This is a genomic window from Rhodococcus sp. AH-ZY2, from assembly GCF_030916465.1.
Classification (GTDB): domain Bacteria; phylum Actinomycetota; class Actinomycetes; order Mycobacteriales; family Mycobacteriaceae; genus Rhodococcus; species Rhodococcus ruber.
The window spans coordinates 1,146,270-1,161,517 of the sequence record NZ_CP126458.1 but is presented as its reverse complement, the minus strand read 5'-3'; the positions used below and the strand labels follow the sequence as shown (position 1 = coordinate 1,161,517).

Genomic DNA, 15,248 nt, shown 5'->3' with positions numbered 1-15,248 from the left:
ACGACGAGGACTGCGGCGTCAGATGTCGGAGATCGCCTCGAGCGGCGGGGTGCGCGCGGCGCGCACACCCGGCCACAGGGCGGCGAGCACCCCGACGACGGCCGAGCCGACGAGCATGCCGAGCACCTGTCCCCACGGGACGGCGATTTGGTCGAGGCCCTGATCGGCCAGGGTCCGGACGAAGCCCCAGCCGAACGCCAGACCCAGCACCAGACCGACGACCGCCCCGAACACCGCGATGAGCATCGACTCGAGGTAGATGGTGCGGCGGACCTGGACCCGCTGCATGCCCACCGCGCGGAGCATGCCGATCTCCCGGCGGCGTTCCACGACCGACAGCGCGAGAGTGTTGACGATGCCCAGGACCGCGATGACCACCGCCAGCGCGAGGAGCCCGTAGAGCACGGCGAGCAGGGTGTCGATCTGGGCGGCCTGCTGACCCTTGAACTGTTCCCGGTCGAGCACCTGGACCACGACGAACTGCTTGGTGGCGTCCTCGAGGGCCGTGCGGATCGTCTCCGGGTCGCTGCCGGCCGCGGTGTTGACGAACACCACGAAGTCCGCGCGGGATGCCGGTGCGGTGAACTGCTGGTAGACCTCCTCGGAGACGACCCACGAGCCGAGCAACTGGTTGTCGGCGAAGATGCCGCTCACCGTCGTGGCGACGTCCTCACCGTCGCGGCTGGTGAGGGTGACCGCATCGCCGACCCGCCAGCCCTTCTCCGTGGCCGTGGTCTGCGACACGAGCAGGTCGGTACCGGCGACGTCCTCGCGTCCCTCGACGACGTCGACCTCGAGCACGTCGGCGACGGGCCCGGACAGCGCGACGCCGAACGTGTCCTCGTCGCCGATGCGCGCCGGGACACCGTGCATCGCGACGGTCTCCTCCACGCCCTCGGCGCGGGCGGCCGCCGCAGCCGCCCCCACGGGCACGCCGATCATCTGCGGTCCGGTGAGCATGAAGTCGGACTTGACGCCGGTGTCGACGAGCGAATTGACGCTCGCCTTGGCGGACGCGCCGAACACCCCGATCACGGACACCAGCATCAGGCCCAGGGTCAGGGCGAACGCGGTCGCGGCGGTGCGGCGGGGATTGCGCACCGCATTGGTGCGGGCGAGCCGGCCCACGGCTCCGAACGGGCGGGCGACGACCGCGCCGAGCCCCGCGACGAAGGGCCGCGACAGCGCGGGCGCCGCGAGCAGGACCGCGATGATCAGGGCGAACGCCCCGATGCCGACGGTGGAGGCCGCGCCCCCGCCGGTGCCCTGGGCGCCGACGACGACGACAGCGGCACCGACCACGGCGGCGACCGCCCCGACGACGGTGCGCAGGCGCAGCGACTCGACGGTCGCGGTCGACTCCTCCCGCATGGCCGCGACCGGCGGGACCTTGCTCGCCCGACGGGCCGGGGCGTAGGCGCTGACGACGGTGACGACGATGCCGATGAGCAGGGCCACGAGCACGGTGCGCGGCGCGAGCTGCAGGGGACCCGAGGGCAGGCCGACGTCGAACGCGTTGAGCGCGGCGCGCAGCCCGTAGGCGAGGGCCACGCCGCCGACGATGCCGAGGGCACTGCCCACGACCCCGACGACCAGCGCCTCGAGGGTCACCGACCGGCCCACCTGGCCGCGGCTCGCGCCGATCGCCCGGAGCAGCGCGAGCTCCCGCAGGCGCTGCGCGACGATCATCGAGAAGGTGTTGTAGATGATGAAGGTGCCCACCAGCAGCGCGATCGCGCCGAACGCGAGCAGGAAGTAGTTCAGGAAGCTCAGCGCCTCCTCGATCTCGGACTTGATCTCCTCGCTCACCTCGGCGCCGGTCTGGACCTTCTGGTCGGGCACGGCGACGGCGATCCGGTCCCGCAGCTCGTCGGCGGGGACCCCGTCCCCGGCGACGTCGATGTACTGCACGTGGGTGCCGTCGGTGAACAGGGCACGGGCCTGGTTCTCGGTGAACATCGCCCCGACGTATCCGCCGGTGTCGGTCTCGACGTCGTAGATGCCGCTGACCGTGACCGGAAGGATCCCGGCCGACGCGGCGAGGACCTTCGTCGAGTCACCGACGGACAGACCGGCACGTTCGGCGGCGCTCGAGTTGAGCGCGATCTGGCCGTCGGCGGTGGGCGGCTGCCCGGCAACGAACTCGGTCGGATCACCGAGCTGCTGGTCGGGCGGCAGGTAGGCGGTCCCCTCGCTGGGGGCACCGCCGGTCTGGATGGCCGCCCCCTCGGAGTCGAGGACGATGACCGGCCCCCCGAACGCCGGCACCACGGTCCGCACACCGGGGACCGCGGAGACGACCGCGACGTCGGAGTCGGGGACGCCGCTCGAGCCCTGCTGTTCGCTGCTGACGCGGACGTCGACGCCCTGGGCGGCGTCGGCGAAGAGGCCGTCGAACGTGCGCTGCAGCGTGTCGGTGAAGACGAAGGAGCCGGTGACGAACGCCGTGCCGAGCACCACGGACAGAACGGTCAGCAGCAGCCGCACCTTGTGGGCGGCGAGGTTGCGCAGGGCAACCCTGCGGACGGGATTCGCGCTCATGGTCGGCTCGCCCTACTTCGCCGTGGGAACGGCGACGGCGTCGAACTGCTTCATCCGGTCGAGGACCGACTCTGCGGTCGGATCGCGCATCTCGTCGACGATGCGCCCGTCCGCGAGGAACACCACGCGGTCCGCGTAGCTGGCCGCCCGGGGGTCGTGGGTGACGATCACGACGGTCTGCCCGAACTCGTCGACCGCGGCCCGCAGGATCGACATCACCTCACCCGAGGAGCGGGAGTCGAGGTTACCGGTGGGCTCGTCACCGAAGATGATGTCGGGCCGGCCGGCGAGCGCGCGAGCGCAGGCCACCCGCTGCTGCTGACCGCCGGACAGCTCCCCCGGCCGGTGATCGAGCCGGTCGCCGAGCCCGAGACGGGTCACGACGGTGTCCAGCCATTCCCGGTCGACCTTGCGTCCGGCGATGTCGACGGGCAGCGTGATGTTCTCGAGGGCGGTGAGCGTGGGCACCAGGTTGAACGCCTGGAAGACGAAGCCGATCCGGTCGCGGCGCAACTGGGTCATCTGCTTGTCGGACAGGTCCGTCAGATCGGTGTCACCGAGGACCACTGCACCGGACGTGGCGGTGTCGAGGCCGGCGAGGCAGTGCATGAGTGTCGACTTCCCCGAACCCGAGGGGCCCATGATGGCGGTGAACTCCCCCGCCGCGAACTCCGCGTTCACGCCGTCGAGGGCGTGGACAGCGGTCTCACCGGTTCCGTAGATCTTGATCAGGTCGATAGCGCGCGCGGCGGTGGCGGTGTGGGCTGGCATGCCCACCATCTTCCTGACTTTTCCGACGGGGCACCATCGGGGACGTCCCGGATTCCTCGCGGCCGGATCTCAGGGTGACGCGCGGCGAGGCGCCGGCGAGGCACCGCCGGGCGCTACCGTCGAGATCATGCGGATAGGAGCACACGTCCGGCAGGACGACGATCCGATCGGCTGCGGCGAACGATACGGCGCAGACCTGGTGCAACTGTTCCTCGGCGATCCCCAGGGGTGGACGAGACCGGGCACGCACCCCCGGCAGGAGCAGATCCGTGCGTCCGACGTCGCGGTGGTGGTGCACGCCCCCTACGTGATCAACGTCGCCAGCACGAACAACCGGCTGCGGATGCCGTCGCGCAAGGCCGTGGCCGAGCACGCGGAGGCGGCCGCCCGACTCGGCGCCTTCGGTCTGGTCGTGCACGGCGGTCACGTCCGGTCCGGGGAGGAGGTCGCGGCGGGCGTGGAGAACTGGCGCAAGCTGTTCGAGCGGCAGGAGGACAGGGGCGGGTTCGCGGTACCCGTCCTGATCGAGAACACCGCGGGTGGCGACTTCGCGATGGCGCGGCACGTGGCCGCGATCGCGCGGTTGTGGGACGCCGTCGGCGACTACGACGTGGGTTTCTGCCTGGACACCTGCCACGCGTGGGCGGGCGGCGAGGACCTCGTCGACGTGGTCGAACGGGTACGGGCCGCGACCGGCAGGATCGACCTGGTCCACCTGAACAATTCCCGCGACGGCTTCGGTTCCGGCCGGGACCGCCACGCCGGCATCACCTCCGGCACGATCGATCCCGACCTGTTGGTGGCCGTGTGCCGGGCGGCGGACGCCCCGGTCGTCCTCGAAACCCCGGCGGAGGGAATTGCCGAGGACATCGCCTACCTGCGCGAACTCCTGGAGTGAGGCCTGCTTCCCGGAAACCGCTCCGTCACAGCCGTAACATCTTCCCCATGAAGCACGCCCGGATCGCCGTCGTCGCCCTCGCCCTGGTCCTCGCGGGCTGCTCGGACGCCGACAGCCCTGCGCCGTCCGCGTCGGCGAGCACCGCCACCTCGTCCGTCCCGTCCGGGTCCTCGTCGGGGTCGACGGACTCGTCGCGTGAGGAGCCCGCCCCCACCGACGCGGCGGACAAGACGTCACCCGCCTCGGCGGACGCGAAGCTGACCGTCACCGAGATCCGCACCGGCCGGCACGAGAACTTCGACCGGGTCGTGTACGAGATGGGCGGGACCGGCACCCCGGGATGGCGCGTCGGCTACGTCGACCGGGCGGTGCAGGACGGCAGCGGCAACGACGTGACCGTCGCGGGCGGCGCGATCCTGCAGGTGCTCATCGACGGGTCCGCGTACCCGTTCGACAGCGGTGTCGAGCCCTACTCCGGCCCGAACCCGGTGCTCGCGCAGCCGGGCGGCTCGGTCGTCGAGGTCAACGGCTCCGGGGTGTTCGAGGGCGTGACCCAGTCGTTCATCGGCGTCGCGGAGCCGAACACCCCGTTCGACGTGTACACGCTGACGAACCCGACCCGGCTGGTCGTAGACGTCGCGCGCTGATCCCGCGGTTCAGACCCGGCCGGGCGGGAAGCCGCCCGTCGCCACGGGACCCCAGTCGTCGACGGTGATGCGGATCAGGGACTTGCCCTGCGTGCGCATGGCCTCCCGGTACTCGTCCCAGTCGGGGTGCTCCCCGGCGACGGCGCGGAAGTACTCGACCAGCGGCTCGACCGAATCCGGCAGGTGGATCACCTCGGCGGTGCCGTCGATCTGGACGTACGGGCCGTTCCAGTCGTCGGAGTGGATCATGATCGACACGGCCGGGCGGCGGCGGATGTTCACGACCTTGGCGCGTTCCGGGTAGGTCGCGATCACGATGCGGCCGGCGTCGTCGAGCCCGCACGTGACCGGGGACATCTGCAGCCGGCCGTCGGACCGGGTGGTGACCAGCGTGCCGCGGTGACGCGGGCGGACGAACTCGAGCAACCGGTCACGGTCCACGCGGTCTGCGGTTGCGATCTTCGGTGCCATGCTCCCGACCCTACGTCCGCGGCCGCGACGACGACGAGCCTTCCTGTCGGAGTGGCCGGGCAGAATTCCCCCGGCGGGACGCGACCGCGCCGACGGATCCGGTGGTGACGACACGGTCGCGTGGCCCCGCGCGACCTACCCTTGACCTCGAGTCCACTCGAGGTTCTACGGTCGGGCGACCGACTTCAGGAGGCTCCCCACATGAGCATGGAAGTGACCGCGTGGAACGCGATGTACAACGCGATGCACGCGCAGAGCGACCGGCGCCCGTTCTCGCGCGCCAGCCTGCGCCGGATCGCCGAGTTCGCCCGCCCCCACCGCCGCAACATCGGCATGTACCTGCTGCTGAGCGTCGTGATCGCCGCGCTCGGAGTGGCCACCCCCGTGTTGGCCGGCCGAGTGATCGATGCGATCGTCGACCGCGCCGACCTCTCGGTGATCACGTGGCTGGCGGTGCTGATCGCCGCGATCGCGCTCGTCGAGGCCGGCCTGGGGATCCTGAACCGCTGGCTGTCCGCGAGTATCGGCGAGGACCTGATCCTCGACCTGCGCACCACCGTGTTCGACCATGTGCAGCGCATGCCCGTCGCGTTCTTCACCCGCACCCGCACCGGCGCCCTCGTCAGCCGGCTCAACAGCGACGTGATCGGTGCCCAGCGGGCCTTCAGCGACACCCTCTCCGGGGTGGTCGGCAACCTCGTCACCCTCGCGATCACGCTGGTGGTGATGATCGGCATCTCGTGGCAGATCACGCTGCTCGCGCTGCTGCTGCTGCCGATCTTCGTGGTGCCCGCCCGGCACATGGGCGTACGACTCGCCCGACTGAATCGTGAAGCAGCCAACCACAATTCGATGATGAGCACCCAGATGACGGAGCGGTTCTCCGCGCCCGGGGCGACGCTGGTGAAGCTGTTCGGACGCCCGTCGCAGGAATCGTCGGAGTTCGCCGTCCGGGCCCGCCGGGTGCGCGACATCGGGGTGAAGACGGCGATGCTGCAGTCGGTGTTCGTCACCGCTCTGACGCTCGTGTCCGCCCTCGCGCTGGCCCTGGTCTACGGCCTCGGCGGCTTCTACGCGCTGCGCGGACAACTCGAGCCGGGCGCCGTCGTGGCGATGGCGATGCTGCTCACGCGGCTGTACTCGCCGCTGACCGCGCTCGCGAGCGCCCGCGTCGACGTGATGAGCGCGATGGTGAGCTTCGAGCGGGTCTTCGAGGTGCTCGACCTGCGGCCGCTGATCGAGGAGGCGCCCGACGCCCGCCCCGTCCCCGACGGTCCGGTCGCCGTCGAGTTCCGGCACGTGGACTTCGCGTACCCCTCCGCCGACAAGGTCTCGCTGGCCTCGCTGGAGGAGGTGGCCACCCTCGACACCCGCGGCGGCGCACCGGTCCTGCACGACGTGAGCTTCCGGGCCGCGCCCGGGCAGATGGTGGCCCTGGTGGGTTCCTCCGGCGCCGGCAAGTCCACCATCGCGCAGCTGGTGCCGCGGCTCTACGACACCGACGCCGGATCCGTGCTGCTCGGCGACGTCGACGTGCGCCGGCTGACGACCGCCTCGATCCGCGGCGCCGTCGGCATGGTGACCCAGGACGGGCACCTGTTCCACGACACCGTGCGGGCGAACCTGCTCCTGGCTCGCCCGGAGGCGACCGAGGACGAGTTGTGGGACGTACTGCACCGGGCCCGGCTCACCGAGCTGATCCGCTCCCTTCCCGACGGCCTGGACACCGTCGTCGGCGAACGCGGGTACCGGCTCTCCGGGGGTGAACGCCAGCGGCTGACCATCGCGCGCCTGCTGCTCGCCCATCCGCGGGTGGTGATCCTCGACGAGGCCACCGCGCACCTGGACTCGACCTCGGAGGCCGCCGTGCAGGAGGCGCTCACGGAGGCGCTGGCCGGCCGGACGGCGGTGGTGATCGCGCACCGGTTGTCCACGGTCCGCGCGGCGGACCTCATCCTCGTGGTCGAGGACGGCCGCATCGTCGAGCGCGGCACCCACGCCGAACTGCTTGCCGCCGACGGCCGCTACGGCGAGCTGTACCGCACCCAGTTCGCCGATTCAGGACCGAAGATGTCCGCAATGGCCCCGACACTGGGCACATGACGACGAACGAGACCGACCTGCTGCTCCTCCTGCTCGACACTCAGCGCACCGCGTTCCGCAATGCGCTGTCCGGCCTGACCGAGGACCAGGCCCGCAGTGCACCCAGCGCCTCGGCGATGAGCCTGGCCTCACTGCTGAACCATGTGATCGACGGCGAGGTCGCGGCCGCCGACCGCATCTCCGGAACCGAGTCCCGCGACCCCGACCCCGTCGCGGCCTGGACGGCCGGGTGGGAGGTGCGCGACGACGAGACCGTCGCGGGTCAGCTCGCCCGGCTCGACACCGTCGCAGCTCGCTTCGCCGACGTGCTGCGGGCGGAGCCGGACCTCGGCCGGGTGGTGGACCTGCCGGAGAGCATCGCCCGCTGGCTGGACCAGGGCGTGCCGCTGAGTGTCCGCTTCCTGGTCCTGCACCAGATCGAGGAATGGGCCCGGCACGCCGGCCACGCCGACATCATCCGCGAATCCGTCGACGGGGCCACCGCCGACGTCCTGGCGGGCCGGGTCCGGTAGCCGGCACCGGCGAACCCGGACGGCGCCCCGCAGCCGCGATAGGCTGCCCGTAGGCACCACTGCCCGGGCGCCCCGGCGCCGTCGCCGCGAGATCCTGGAGGCCTGTCGCGTGACCGGACAACAGACCAGCACGGGCGCTGCGGGCGCCGCTCAGCACCCGATGTTCGAGAAGGTGGCGCGGGCCGGACAGGCCGCGAGCGGGGTGGTGCACCTGCTGATCGCGTACGTCGTGATCCAGGTTGCATTCGGCGATCCGGCCAGCGCCGATCAGTCCGGCGCGCTCCGCCAGCTCGCCGCCCAGCCCGGCGGCAGGATCGTCCTGTGGGTCCTGGCCGTGACGCTCACCGCCCTGGCGGTGTGGCGCCTGGTCGAAGCCGCGGTGGGCAAACGCTCGGACCTCGAGAAGCCCTCGGCCCTGGACCGGGTCAAGACCCTCGGGGTCGCTGTGGCCTACCTGGCGCTGGCGCTGACCGCGTTCCAGTTCGCGCGGGGCAGCGGCAAGTCGAGCAGTGAGCAGAACGCCGGATTGAGCGCCCGGTTGATGCAGTCCGGCGGCGGCAAGGTCCTGCTCGTCGCGGCCGGTCTGGTGATCATCGGCATCGGCGCCTACCACGTCTACAAGGGCGCGGCGAAGAAGTTCCTCGACGACCTGCACCGCGGGCGGCTGCCCCGGTACGCCGAGCCGCTCGGTGTCGTCGGGTACGTCGCGAAGGGCCTGGCGATCGCCGGTGCCGGCGTCCTGGTCCTCGTCGCGACGTTCACCGCCGACCCGTCCAAGGCGACGGGACTGGACGGTGCCCTCAAGACGCTGGGCACCGCCCCGTTCGGTCAGATCCTGCTCGTCGCGGCCGGTCTCGGCATCGCCGCGTACGGCGTGTACTGCTTCGTCCTGGCGCGGTACGGGAAGATGTGAGTCTCGCGGGCGCGCTCAGGCGCGCCCGCGATCACCACCGGTGCCCTCAGTCGCGCCCGCGATAGCCGCCGGTGCCGTGTCCACCGGACTGCCCGCGCTCGCCCGAGCGTTCCCGGAAGCCACGGTGCGGCTTGTCGCCGCGCCCGCCGAAGTCCTTGCCGCGGCCGCCGCGATCGCCCCAGTCCTTCTTGCCGCCGTACTCCCTGCGCTCACCCTGGCGGCGCTCCCCGCGGTCGTCGCGCGGACGGTAGGACGACGGGCGGCCCGACGGGGCCCCGCTGTCGGGCTGCAGCTGGATCAGCACACCCGAGATGCGGGTGCCCCGCAACGCCTCGAGCGTCTCCGGCGACAGGTCCTTCGGCAGCTCGACGAGGCTGTGATCCGGGCGGATGCTGATGTGCCCGAAGTCGCTGCGGCGCAGGCCGCCCTCGTTGGCGATGGCGCCGACGATCGCGCCGGGCACCACGCGGTGGCGCTTGCCCACGGCGATGCGGTAGGTGACCAGTTCCTGTCCGTCCCGCCCGACACGGGACGCACCGTCGTCGTCGAACCGGCGCGGCGGCCGCTCCCGCGGCTCGCGTTCGCGCCGCGGCGGTGCCACGGGCTCGGGTTCGGCCTCCATGAGGAACGACTCCCCGTCGCGGGAGAGCACCGCGAGCGCCGCCGCGATGTCGGCGAGAGGCACGTCGTGCTCGCGCTCGTAGTCCTCGACGAATCGCCGGAACAACGCCAGATGGTCGGAGGTGAGCGCCTCGGTGATGGAGTCGTTGAACTTCTCGACGCGCTGGGCGTTGACATCCTCCACCGACGGCAGCTGGATCTCGGTGAGCGGCTGCCGGGTGGCCCGCTCGATCGCCTTGAGCAGGTGCCGCTCGCGGGGGGCGACGAACAGGAGCGCGTCACCGCTGCGGCCGGCCCGGCCGGTGCGGCCGATGCGGTGCACGTAGGACTCGGTGTCGTGCGGGATGTCGTAGTTCACGACGTGGCTGATGCGGTCGACGTCCAGGCCGCGGGCCGCGACGTCCGTCGCGACGAGGATGTCCAGCGCGCCGCTCTTGAGCTGCCCGATGGTGCGTTCGCGCTGGGCCTGGACGATGTCGCCGTTGATCGCGGCGGCCGAGAAGCCCCGGGCCCGCAGCCGCTCCGCGAGGTCCTCGGTGGCCTGCTTCGTCCGGACGAAGATGATCATCGCCTCGAACTGCTCGACCTCGAGAATCCGGGTCAGGGCGTCGAGCTTGCGCTGGTGCGACACGAGCACCCAGCGCTGGGAGATGTTCGCCGACGTCGTCGTCTTCGACTTGACCGTGATCTCGACCGGGTCGTGCAGATACTGCTTGGACAACCGGCGGATGGCGCCCGGCATGGTCGCCGAGAACAGCGCGACCTGCTTGCTCTCGGGGGTGTCGGCGAGGATCCGCTCGACGTCCTCTTGGAAGCCCATGGTGAGCATCTCGTCGGCCTCGTCGAGCACGAGGAACTCGAGCTCGGAGATGTCGAGGGTGCCCTTGGCGAGGTGATCGATCACACGTCCGGGCGTGCCCACGATGACCTGCGCGCCCCGGCGCAGCCCGGACAGCTGCACGCCGTAGCTCTGGCCGCCGTAGATGGGCAGCACGTGCAGACCCGGGATGTGCGCCGAATACTTGCCGAAAGCCTCGGCGACCTGCAGGGCGAGCTCGCGGGTGGGCGCCAGGATCAGCGCCTGGGGCCGTTTCACCGCGGTGTCGATCCGCGACAGGATCGGCACCGCGAACGCGGCGGTCTTGCCGGTACCGGTCTGCGCGAGACCGACGACGTCGCGCCCCTCCAGCAGCGGCGGGATGGTGGCCGCCTGGATCGGCGACGGGTTCTCGTAGCCCACATCCGAAAGCGCCTGCAGCACACGGGCGTCGATGTCGAGATCGGCGAACGTGGGGGTGGCGGTGTCGGCTTCGGGGTCTTGCACAGTATCACTCATTTGACCTGCAGTTTATCGGATGGACGGCCATGACCCCTCCACAGCGCCCGGACGGGGGTCCCCGACCACCCTATCCGCCCGCCGAACCCGGCGCCGTCGCCGCCAGATGGCGGGCCCACAGCCGCAGCGCCGGCCGCACCGGCGGGTACTCGAGTCCGTGCCGGCGGGCGAGGGCGGCGGTGGACGCCGTCGGGTAGGTGTCGGCGCTGAGAAAGCTCAGGGTCTCCTTCTCCGCACCGGTCACGCGGGACGGCAGCGCCCGCAGCACCGCCACGGGTATCCGCCGGCGTGGTGCGGGGACGCCGAGTTCGTCGGCGAGCAGGGCGACGAGTTCGGGCAGCGGAGGGGTGGCCTCGTCGAGGACCCAGTAGGCCTGCCCCACCGTCTCCGGATCGCGCGGCACCAGCGCCAGGAACCGGGCCAGATGGTCGACGGTGACGACGGGCAGCACGGTGCGCCGGGAGCCGGGCACGGCGCGCAGCTGCCCGCGGGCGAGTTGCACGACCAGCTCCGCGAGACCGAGGTACTGATCGGCCGCCCCGGTGCGGGAGTCGCCGATCACCGTCCCGGGATTGACGACCGTGAGGGGAACCCCGAGTTCGGCGGCGAGTGCACGCACCACCGCGTCGGCTTCGATCTTCGACGCCTCGTACGCGCCGAACCTGCGGTAGGTGCGCCGCCGGTGCCGCCGGGGCCACGGCGCCGGCACGGCCGGGTACGCCGCGACCCGGTAGCCGCTGACGTGCACGAGCCGGCGCGCGTCCGCCACCGCCGCGAATCGGGTGATCTTCGCCGCCAGAACGACGTTCACCTCCCGCGCCGCGTGCGCGGTCATCCCGAAGGCGAACGCGGCGGCCAGGTTGTAGACGTCACGCACGTCCGCCGGCGCGGGATCGAGGGCGAGCTCGGCGGCGTCCGGGTCGAACACGTGGACCGAGAGCCGGTCGAGCGGCACCCCGTCGGCGGCGAGCCGGTCGCGCAGGCGTGCCCCGGACTCCGCCGAACGCACCGCGGCGACGACGAGGACGTCCCCGTCGGGGCCGGTGAGCAGGTCCCGCAGCAGTCCGCGGCCGAGGAACCCCGTCGCCCCGAAGACCACCGCGGCGCTCATCGTCCGGCTCCGACGAGGTCGAGTGCGACCGCGCGGGCGTCCGCGAGGGGGGCCACGTCGTGCCGGGCACGGGCGACGGTGGTGGCGCCCTCGACGAGGCTGACGATCACCCCGGCGAGCCGGGCGGCATCGGGTACCCCGTCGCGGGCGAGCACGCGCTCGAGGATCACGCGCCACGATTCGTAGACGCGGGCGCAGCTCTGCTGCAGCACAGGGTTGTCGGCGGCGGCGTCGACGGCGACGGCGACCACGGCGCAGCCGGCCGCGAACCCGGACCCCTCGAGCCGGGCCGCGAGGTCGTCGAACACCGCGGCGACGATCTCGGCGGCGGTCCGCCCCTCGGCCAGCAGCTCCTCGAGCAGGCCGGTGAACTCCGCGCCCACCCGGTCCAGGGCCGCCACGACGAGTTCGTCCTTGCCGCCGGGGAAGTGGAAGTACACCGAGCCGCGCGGCGCCCCGGAGGCATCGGTGATGCGGCCCAGCCCGGTGCCGTGGTAGCCGCGGGACTGGATCAGATCCAGCGTGGTGTCGATCATGCGCGCCTTCGTGCGCGCGCCCTTGGTGGTCACCCCTAAACAATAGACCGGTCTACATATTTCTGTCGATGCCGACGGACCTGGCGCGGCAGCCCGCATGCGACGGAAGGCACACTGAACCCGTTCCACTCTCGTAAGACGAAAGGACCGTCCGGTGTCGGAGCCCGTCAGCATTCCCACCCACTGGTACAACATCGCGGGAGATCTGCCCGACGCCCCGCCGCCGCACCTGCATCCCGGCACGAGGGAGCCGGTCACGGCCGCCGATCTCGAACCGCTGTTCGCCGCGGGGCTGATCGAGCAGGAGCTCTCCACCGAGACCGACATCGCGATCCCCGAGCCCGTCCGGGAGGCGTACGCGACCTACCGCACCACGCCGCTGCTGCGGGCCCGGTCCTTCGAGCGGGCGCTCGGCACCGCCGCCCGCATCTACGTCAAGTACGAGGGCGTGAGCCCGGTGGGCAGCCACAAGACGAATTCGGCTCTCGCGCAGGCGTACTACAACTCCGTCGACGGCGTGAAGAAGCTCACCACCGAGACCGGCGCCGGCCAGTGGGGCAGCGCCCTGTCGTTCGCATGCGCCAAGTTCGGCATCGACCTCGAGGTGTGGCAGGTGCGCGCCTCGTACGAGTCCAAGCCGTACCGCAGGCACCTCATCGAGGTGTACGGCGGCACCGTGCACTCGAGCCCGTCGGACCTCACCGCGTCCGGCCGCAAGGTCCTCGACGAGCAGCCGGACACCCCCGGCTCGCTGGGCATCGCCGTGTCCGAGGCTGTCGAGGTCGCCGCCGGCGATCCCGCCGCCCGGTATGCGCTCGGCAGCGTGCTCAACCACGTCGTGCTGCACCAGACCGTGATCGGCCTCGAGGCCGTGGAGCAACTGCGTGCCGCCGGCGAGGAGCAGGCCGACGTCGTGTTCGGGTGCGCCGGCGGCGGCTCCAACCTCGCGGGCCTGTCGTTCCCGTTCCTGCGCGAGGTGCTGCACGGCCGTGCCACCACCCGGGTGGTGGCGGCCGAGCCCGCCGCGTGCCCGTCCATCACGCGCGGCGAGTACCGCTACGACCACGGCGACATCGTGGGCCTGACCCCGCTGCTCAAGATGCACACCCTCGGTCAGGATTTCATTCCCGATCCCATCCACGCCGGTGGGCTGCGCTATCACGGCATGGCGCCACTGCTGAGTCACACCGTCGAACTGGGATACGTGCAGGGCACAGCCGTGGCGCAGACCGACGCCTTCGCGGCGGCGGTCGAGTTCGCCCGCACCGAGGGCATCGTGCCGGCCCCCGAGTCGGCCCACGCGATCGCGGCGGCCGCCGAGTACGCGCGGACCGTGACCGAACCCGAGGTGATCGTGATCGGGCTGTCGGGGCACGGGCAGCTCGACCTGCCAGCCTACGCCGCCTACCTGCACGGCGAGCTCGGATAGCAGCTCGGATAGCGCTGCCGGCGTGTCTTCCCCCTGTGATCGGGGGGAAGACACGCCGAAGAACGCTGTGATGCAACACACTGCCGGTCATCGGCGATACACCTGTGGAACCGCTTCATCGCGCGATGTCACCACCGGGAGGCCCCGATGCCCGACGCAGCCGACAACCTGGCCCTGCGCCTGCTCGACGCAGTGCACCGCACCCGAGGGATAGACCCTGGGATCGTCACCGATCGCTACCGGGCCTACCGGGCGGCGCAGGGCGCGGACGCCGGCCACGACGGGATCCGCGCGCTTCTGCGTACCTTCGAGGAGACCGGCGGCAGCGCCCAGTGGGCCGGCAAGGTCGGGCACTACCGTCGTCGCTACAGCCCCGAGGACGCGCCCATCGCCGCCGACACCGTCGAACTGGCCGCCGATGTCCTGCACCGGCACGGCGTCGACTCGGTGGACGACCTCGCCGGCACGGACGACACGACCCTCGCCGACGAGTGGCAGCGGGCCGGGGGCGACCCCGCCGTCTGGCAGCCGCTCCTCGACGCCCTGCGCCCGGCCCGGGCCCTGTCCGGCGTCGCCTGACCGACCCCCGCGGGCCGCGGCAAACCCGCCCGGCCACCCGTCGGCCGGGCGCATACTCGACGCATGCGTTATTCCGGCCGTCCGGAGGCCGGGCGGCGGCTGGCCCGCTCGGTTGCCCACCTGCGCGACGCGAACCCTGTGATCCTGGCGCTCCCCCGCGGCGGGATCCCCGTCGCACGGGAGGTGGCACACGCGCTCGACGCCCCGCTCGACGTACTCGTCGTGCGCAAACTGGGGGTGCCGTGGCAACCGGAACTGGCGATGGGCGCCATCGCCGAGGGCGGCTTCCGCGTGCTCAACGAGGACGTCATCCGTATCGGCCGGGTGGCCGAGGACTCGATCGAACGGATCGAGGCCCGCGAACGCACCGAACTCGACCGTCGCGCCCGGCTGCTGCGCGGCGGCAAGGAGCGCACGTCGCTGTCGGGACGCACGGTCGTCCTCGTCGACGACGGCATGGCCACCGGCGCGACCGCCGCCGTCGCCTGCCTGGCCGCGCGGGAGTCCGGGGCCGAGCGGGTGGTGCTGGCGGTTCCCGTGGCCTCCCCGGAGGCGGCGCGACGCGTCCGAGCGGTGGCCGACGAGGTGGTGTGCCCGTTCACGCCTGCCGACCTGGGCAGCGTCGGGGCCGCGTACGACGACTTCCATCAGCTCTCCGACGACGAGGCCGCCCGCCTGCTCGAATCCGCCTGAGCACCTGCCGCGCCGACCGGTATCCGTGTCCAGAATTCACAGTTATATCTACAGGTCAGCGCGAAAAGGCTACAAATCGGGCACCCC

General features: G+C 71.8%; 14 protein-coding genes. 8 read left to right on the top strand and 6 right to left on the bottom strand.

Going from position 1 to position 15,248, the window contains the following annotated elements; genetic code table 11:
- Positions 1-18 precede the first annotated feature (18 nt).
- Together QNA09_RS06455 and QNA09_RS06450 are read right to left on the bottom strand one after the other, a co-directional pair.
- Complete coding sequence (locus QNA09_RS06455) at positions 19-2,541, bottom strand: ABC transporter permease (RefSeq protein WP_248957495.1); 2,523 nt, start codon at positions 2,539-2,541, stop codon at positions 19-21.
- A 12-nt stretch (positions 2,542-2,553) separates the two neighbouring features.
- Positions 2,554-3,312, bottom strand: a complete 759-nt coding sequence (locus tag QNA09_RS06450) for an ABC transporter ATP-binding protein (protein ID WP_003936171.1) — start codon at positions 3,310-3,312, stop codon at positions 2,554-2,556.
- A gap of 127 nt (positions 3,313-3,439) precedes the next feature.
- On the opposite strand from QNA09_RS06450, the gene QNA09_RS06445 reads away from it, so the two are divergent.
- Positions 3,440-4,210, top strand: a complete 771-nt coding sequence (locus QNA09_RS06445; RefSeq protein ID WP_248957494.1) for a deoxyribonuclease IV — start codon at positions 3,440-3,442, stop codon at positions 4,208-4,210.
- Between the two features lie 47 nt (positions 4,211-4,257).
- Complete coding sequence (locus tag QNA09_RS06440; protein ID WP_010592384.1) at positions 4,258-4,857, top strand: hypothetical protein; 600 nt, start codon at positions 4,258-4,260, stop codon at positions 4,855-4,857.
- A 9-nt stretch (positions 4,858-4,866) separates the two neighbouring features.
- Here the strand turns inward: QNA09_RS06440 and QNA09_RS06435 are convergent, their stop codons facing one another.
- A complete protein-coding gene (locus tag QNA09_RS06435) occupies positions 4,867-5,328 on the bottom strand; it encodes a PPOX class F420-dependent oxidoreductase (RefSeq protein ID WP_010592385.1) in 462 nt (153 codons plus the stop codon).
- 201 nt (positions 5,329-5,529) lie between these two features.
- Here QNA09_RS06435 and QNA09_RS06430 point away from each other — a divergent pair, with 201 nt between their 5' ends.
- From QNA09_RS06430 to QNA09_RS06420, 3 genes are all read left to right on the top strand, one after another.
- Positions 5,530-7,431 carry an ABC transporter ATP-binding protein gene (locus QNA09_RS06430; protein WP_040275625.1) on the top strand — a complete coding sequence of 634 codons (1,902 nt, stop codon included), beginning with the start codon at positions 5,530-5,532 and terminating at the stop codon, positions 7,429-7,431.
- Entirely contained in the window at positions 7,428-7,943 is a 516-nt protein-coding gene (locus QNA09_RS06425) for a DUF664 domain-containing protein (protein ID WP_203011557.1), read from the top strand. The genes QNA09_RS06430 and QNA09_RS06425 overlap by 4 nt, the downstream gene beginning before the upstream one ends.
- 109 nt (positions 7,944-8,052) lie before the next feature.
- Positions 8,053-8,856, top strand: coding sequence for a DUF1206 domain-containing protein (locus tag QNA09_RS06420; protein ID WP_010592389.1), 804 nt, complete (start codon positions 8,053-8,055; stop codon positions 8,854-8,856).
- 46 nt (positions 8,857-8,902) lie between these two features.
- Here QNA09_RS06420 and QNA09_RS06415 read toward each other — a convergent pair whose 3' ends face one another.
- From QNA09_RS06415 to QNA09_RS06405, 3 genes are all read right to left on the bottom strand, one after another.
- The gene (locus QNA09_RS06415; protein ID WP_082752451.1) at positions 8,903-10,813 is read right to left on the bottom strand and encodes a DEAD/DEAH box helicase; all 1,911 of its coding nucleotides are present in this window, start codon (positions 10,811-10,813) and stop codon (positions 8,903-8,905) included.
- Between the two features lie 70 nt (positions 10,814-10,883).
- Positions 10,884-11,924: an SDR family oxidoreductase gene (locus QNA09_RS06410; protein ID WP_248957493.1), complete on the bottom strand. Its 1,041-nt coding sequence runs from the start codon at positions 11,922-11,924 to the stop codon at positions 10,884-10,886.
- Positions 11,921-12,493, bottom strand: a complete 573-nt coding sequence (locus QNA09_RS06405; protein WP_029539871.1) for a TetR/AcrR family transcriptional regulator — start codon at positions 12,491-12,493, stop codon at positions 11,921-11,923. The genes QNA09_RS06410 and QNA09_RS06405 overlap by 4 nt, the downstream gene beginning before the upstream one ends.
- A 121-nt stretch (positions 12,494-12,614) precedes the next feature.
- Between QNA09_RS06405 and QNA09_RS06400 the strand changes: the two genes are divergently transcribed.
- From QNA09_RS06400 to QNA09_RS06390, 3 genes are all read left to right on the top strand, one after another.
- Positions 12,615-13,889: a TrpB-like pyridoxal phosphate-dependent enzyme gene (locus tag QNA09_RS06400; RefSeq protein WP_010592393.1), complete on the top strand. Its 1,275-nt coding sequence runs from the start codon at positions 12,615-12,617 to the stop codon at positions 13,887-13,889.
- 147 nt (positions 13,890-14,036) lie between these two features.
- Entirely contained in the window at positions 14,037-14,468 is a 432-nt protein-coding gene (locus QNA09_RS06395) for a hypothetical protein (protein ID WP_040275613.1), read from the top strand.
- Between the two features lie 63 nt (positions 14,469-14,531).
- Positions 14,532-15,161 (top strand): phosphoribosyltransferase, encoded by a 630-nt coding sequence (locus tag QNA09_RS06390; RefSeq protein WP_040275610.1) that lies wholly within the window; start codon positions 14,532-14,534, stop codon positions 15,159-15,161.
- Positions 15,162-15,248 lie beyond the last annotated feature (87 nt).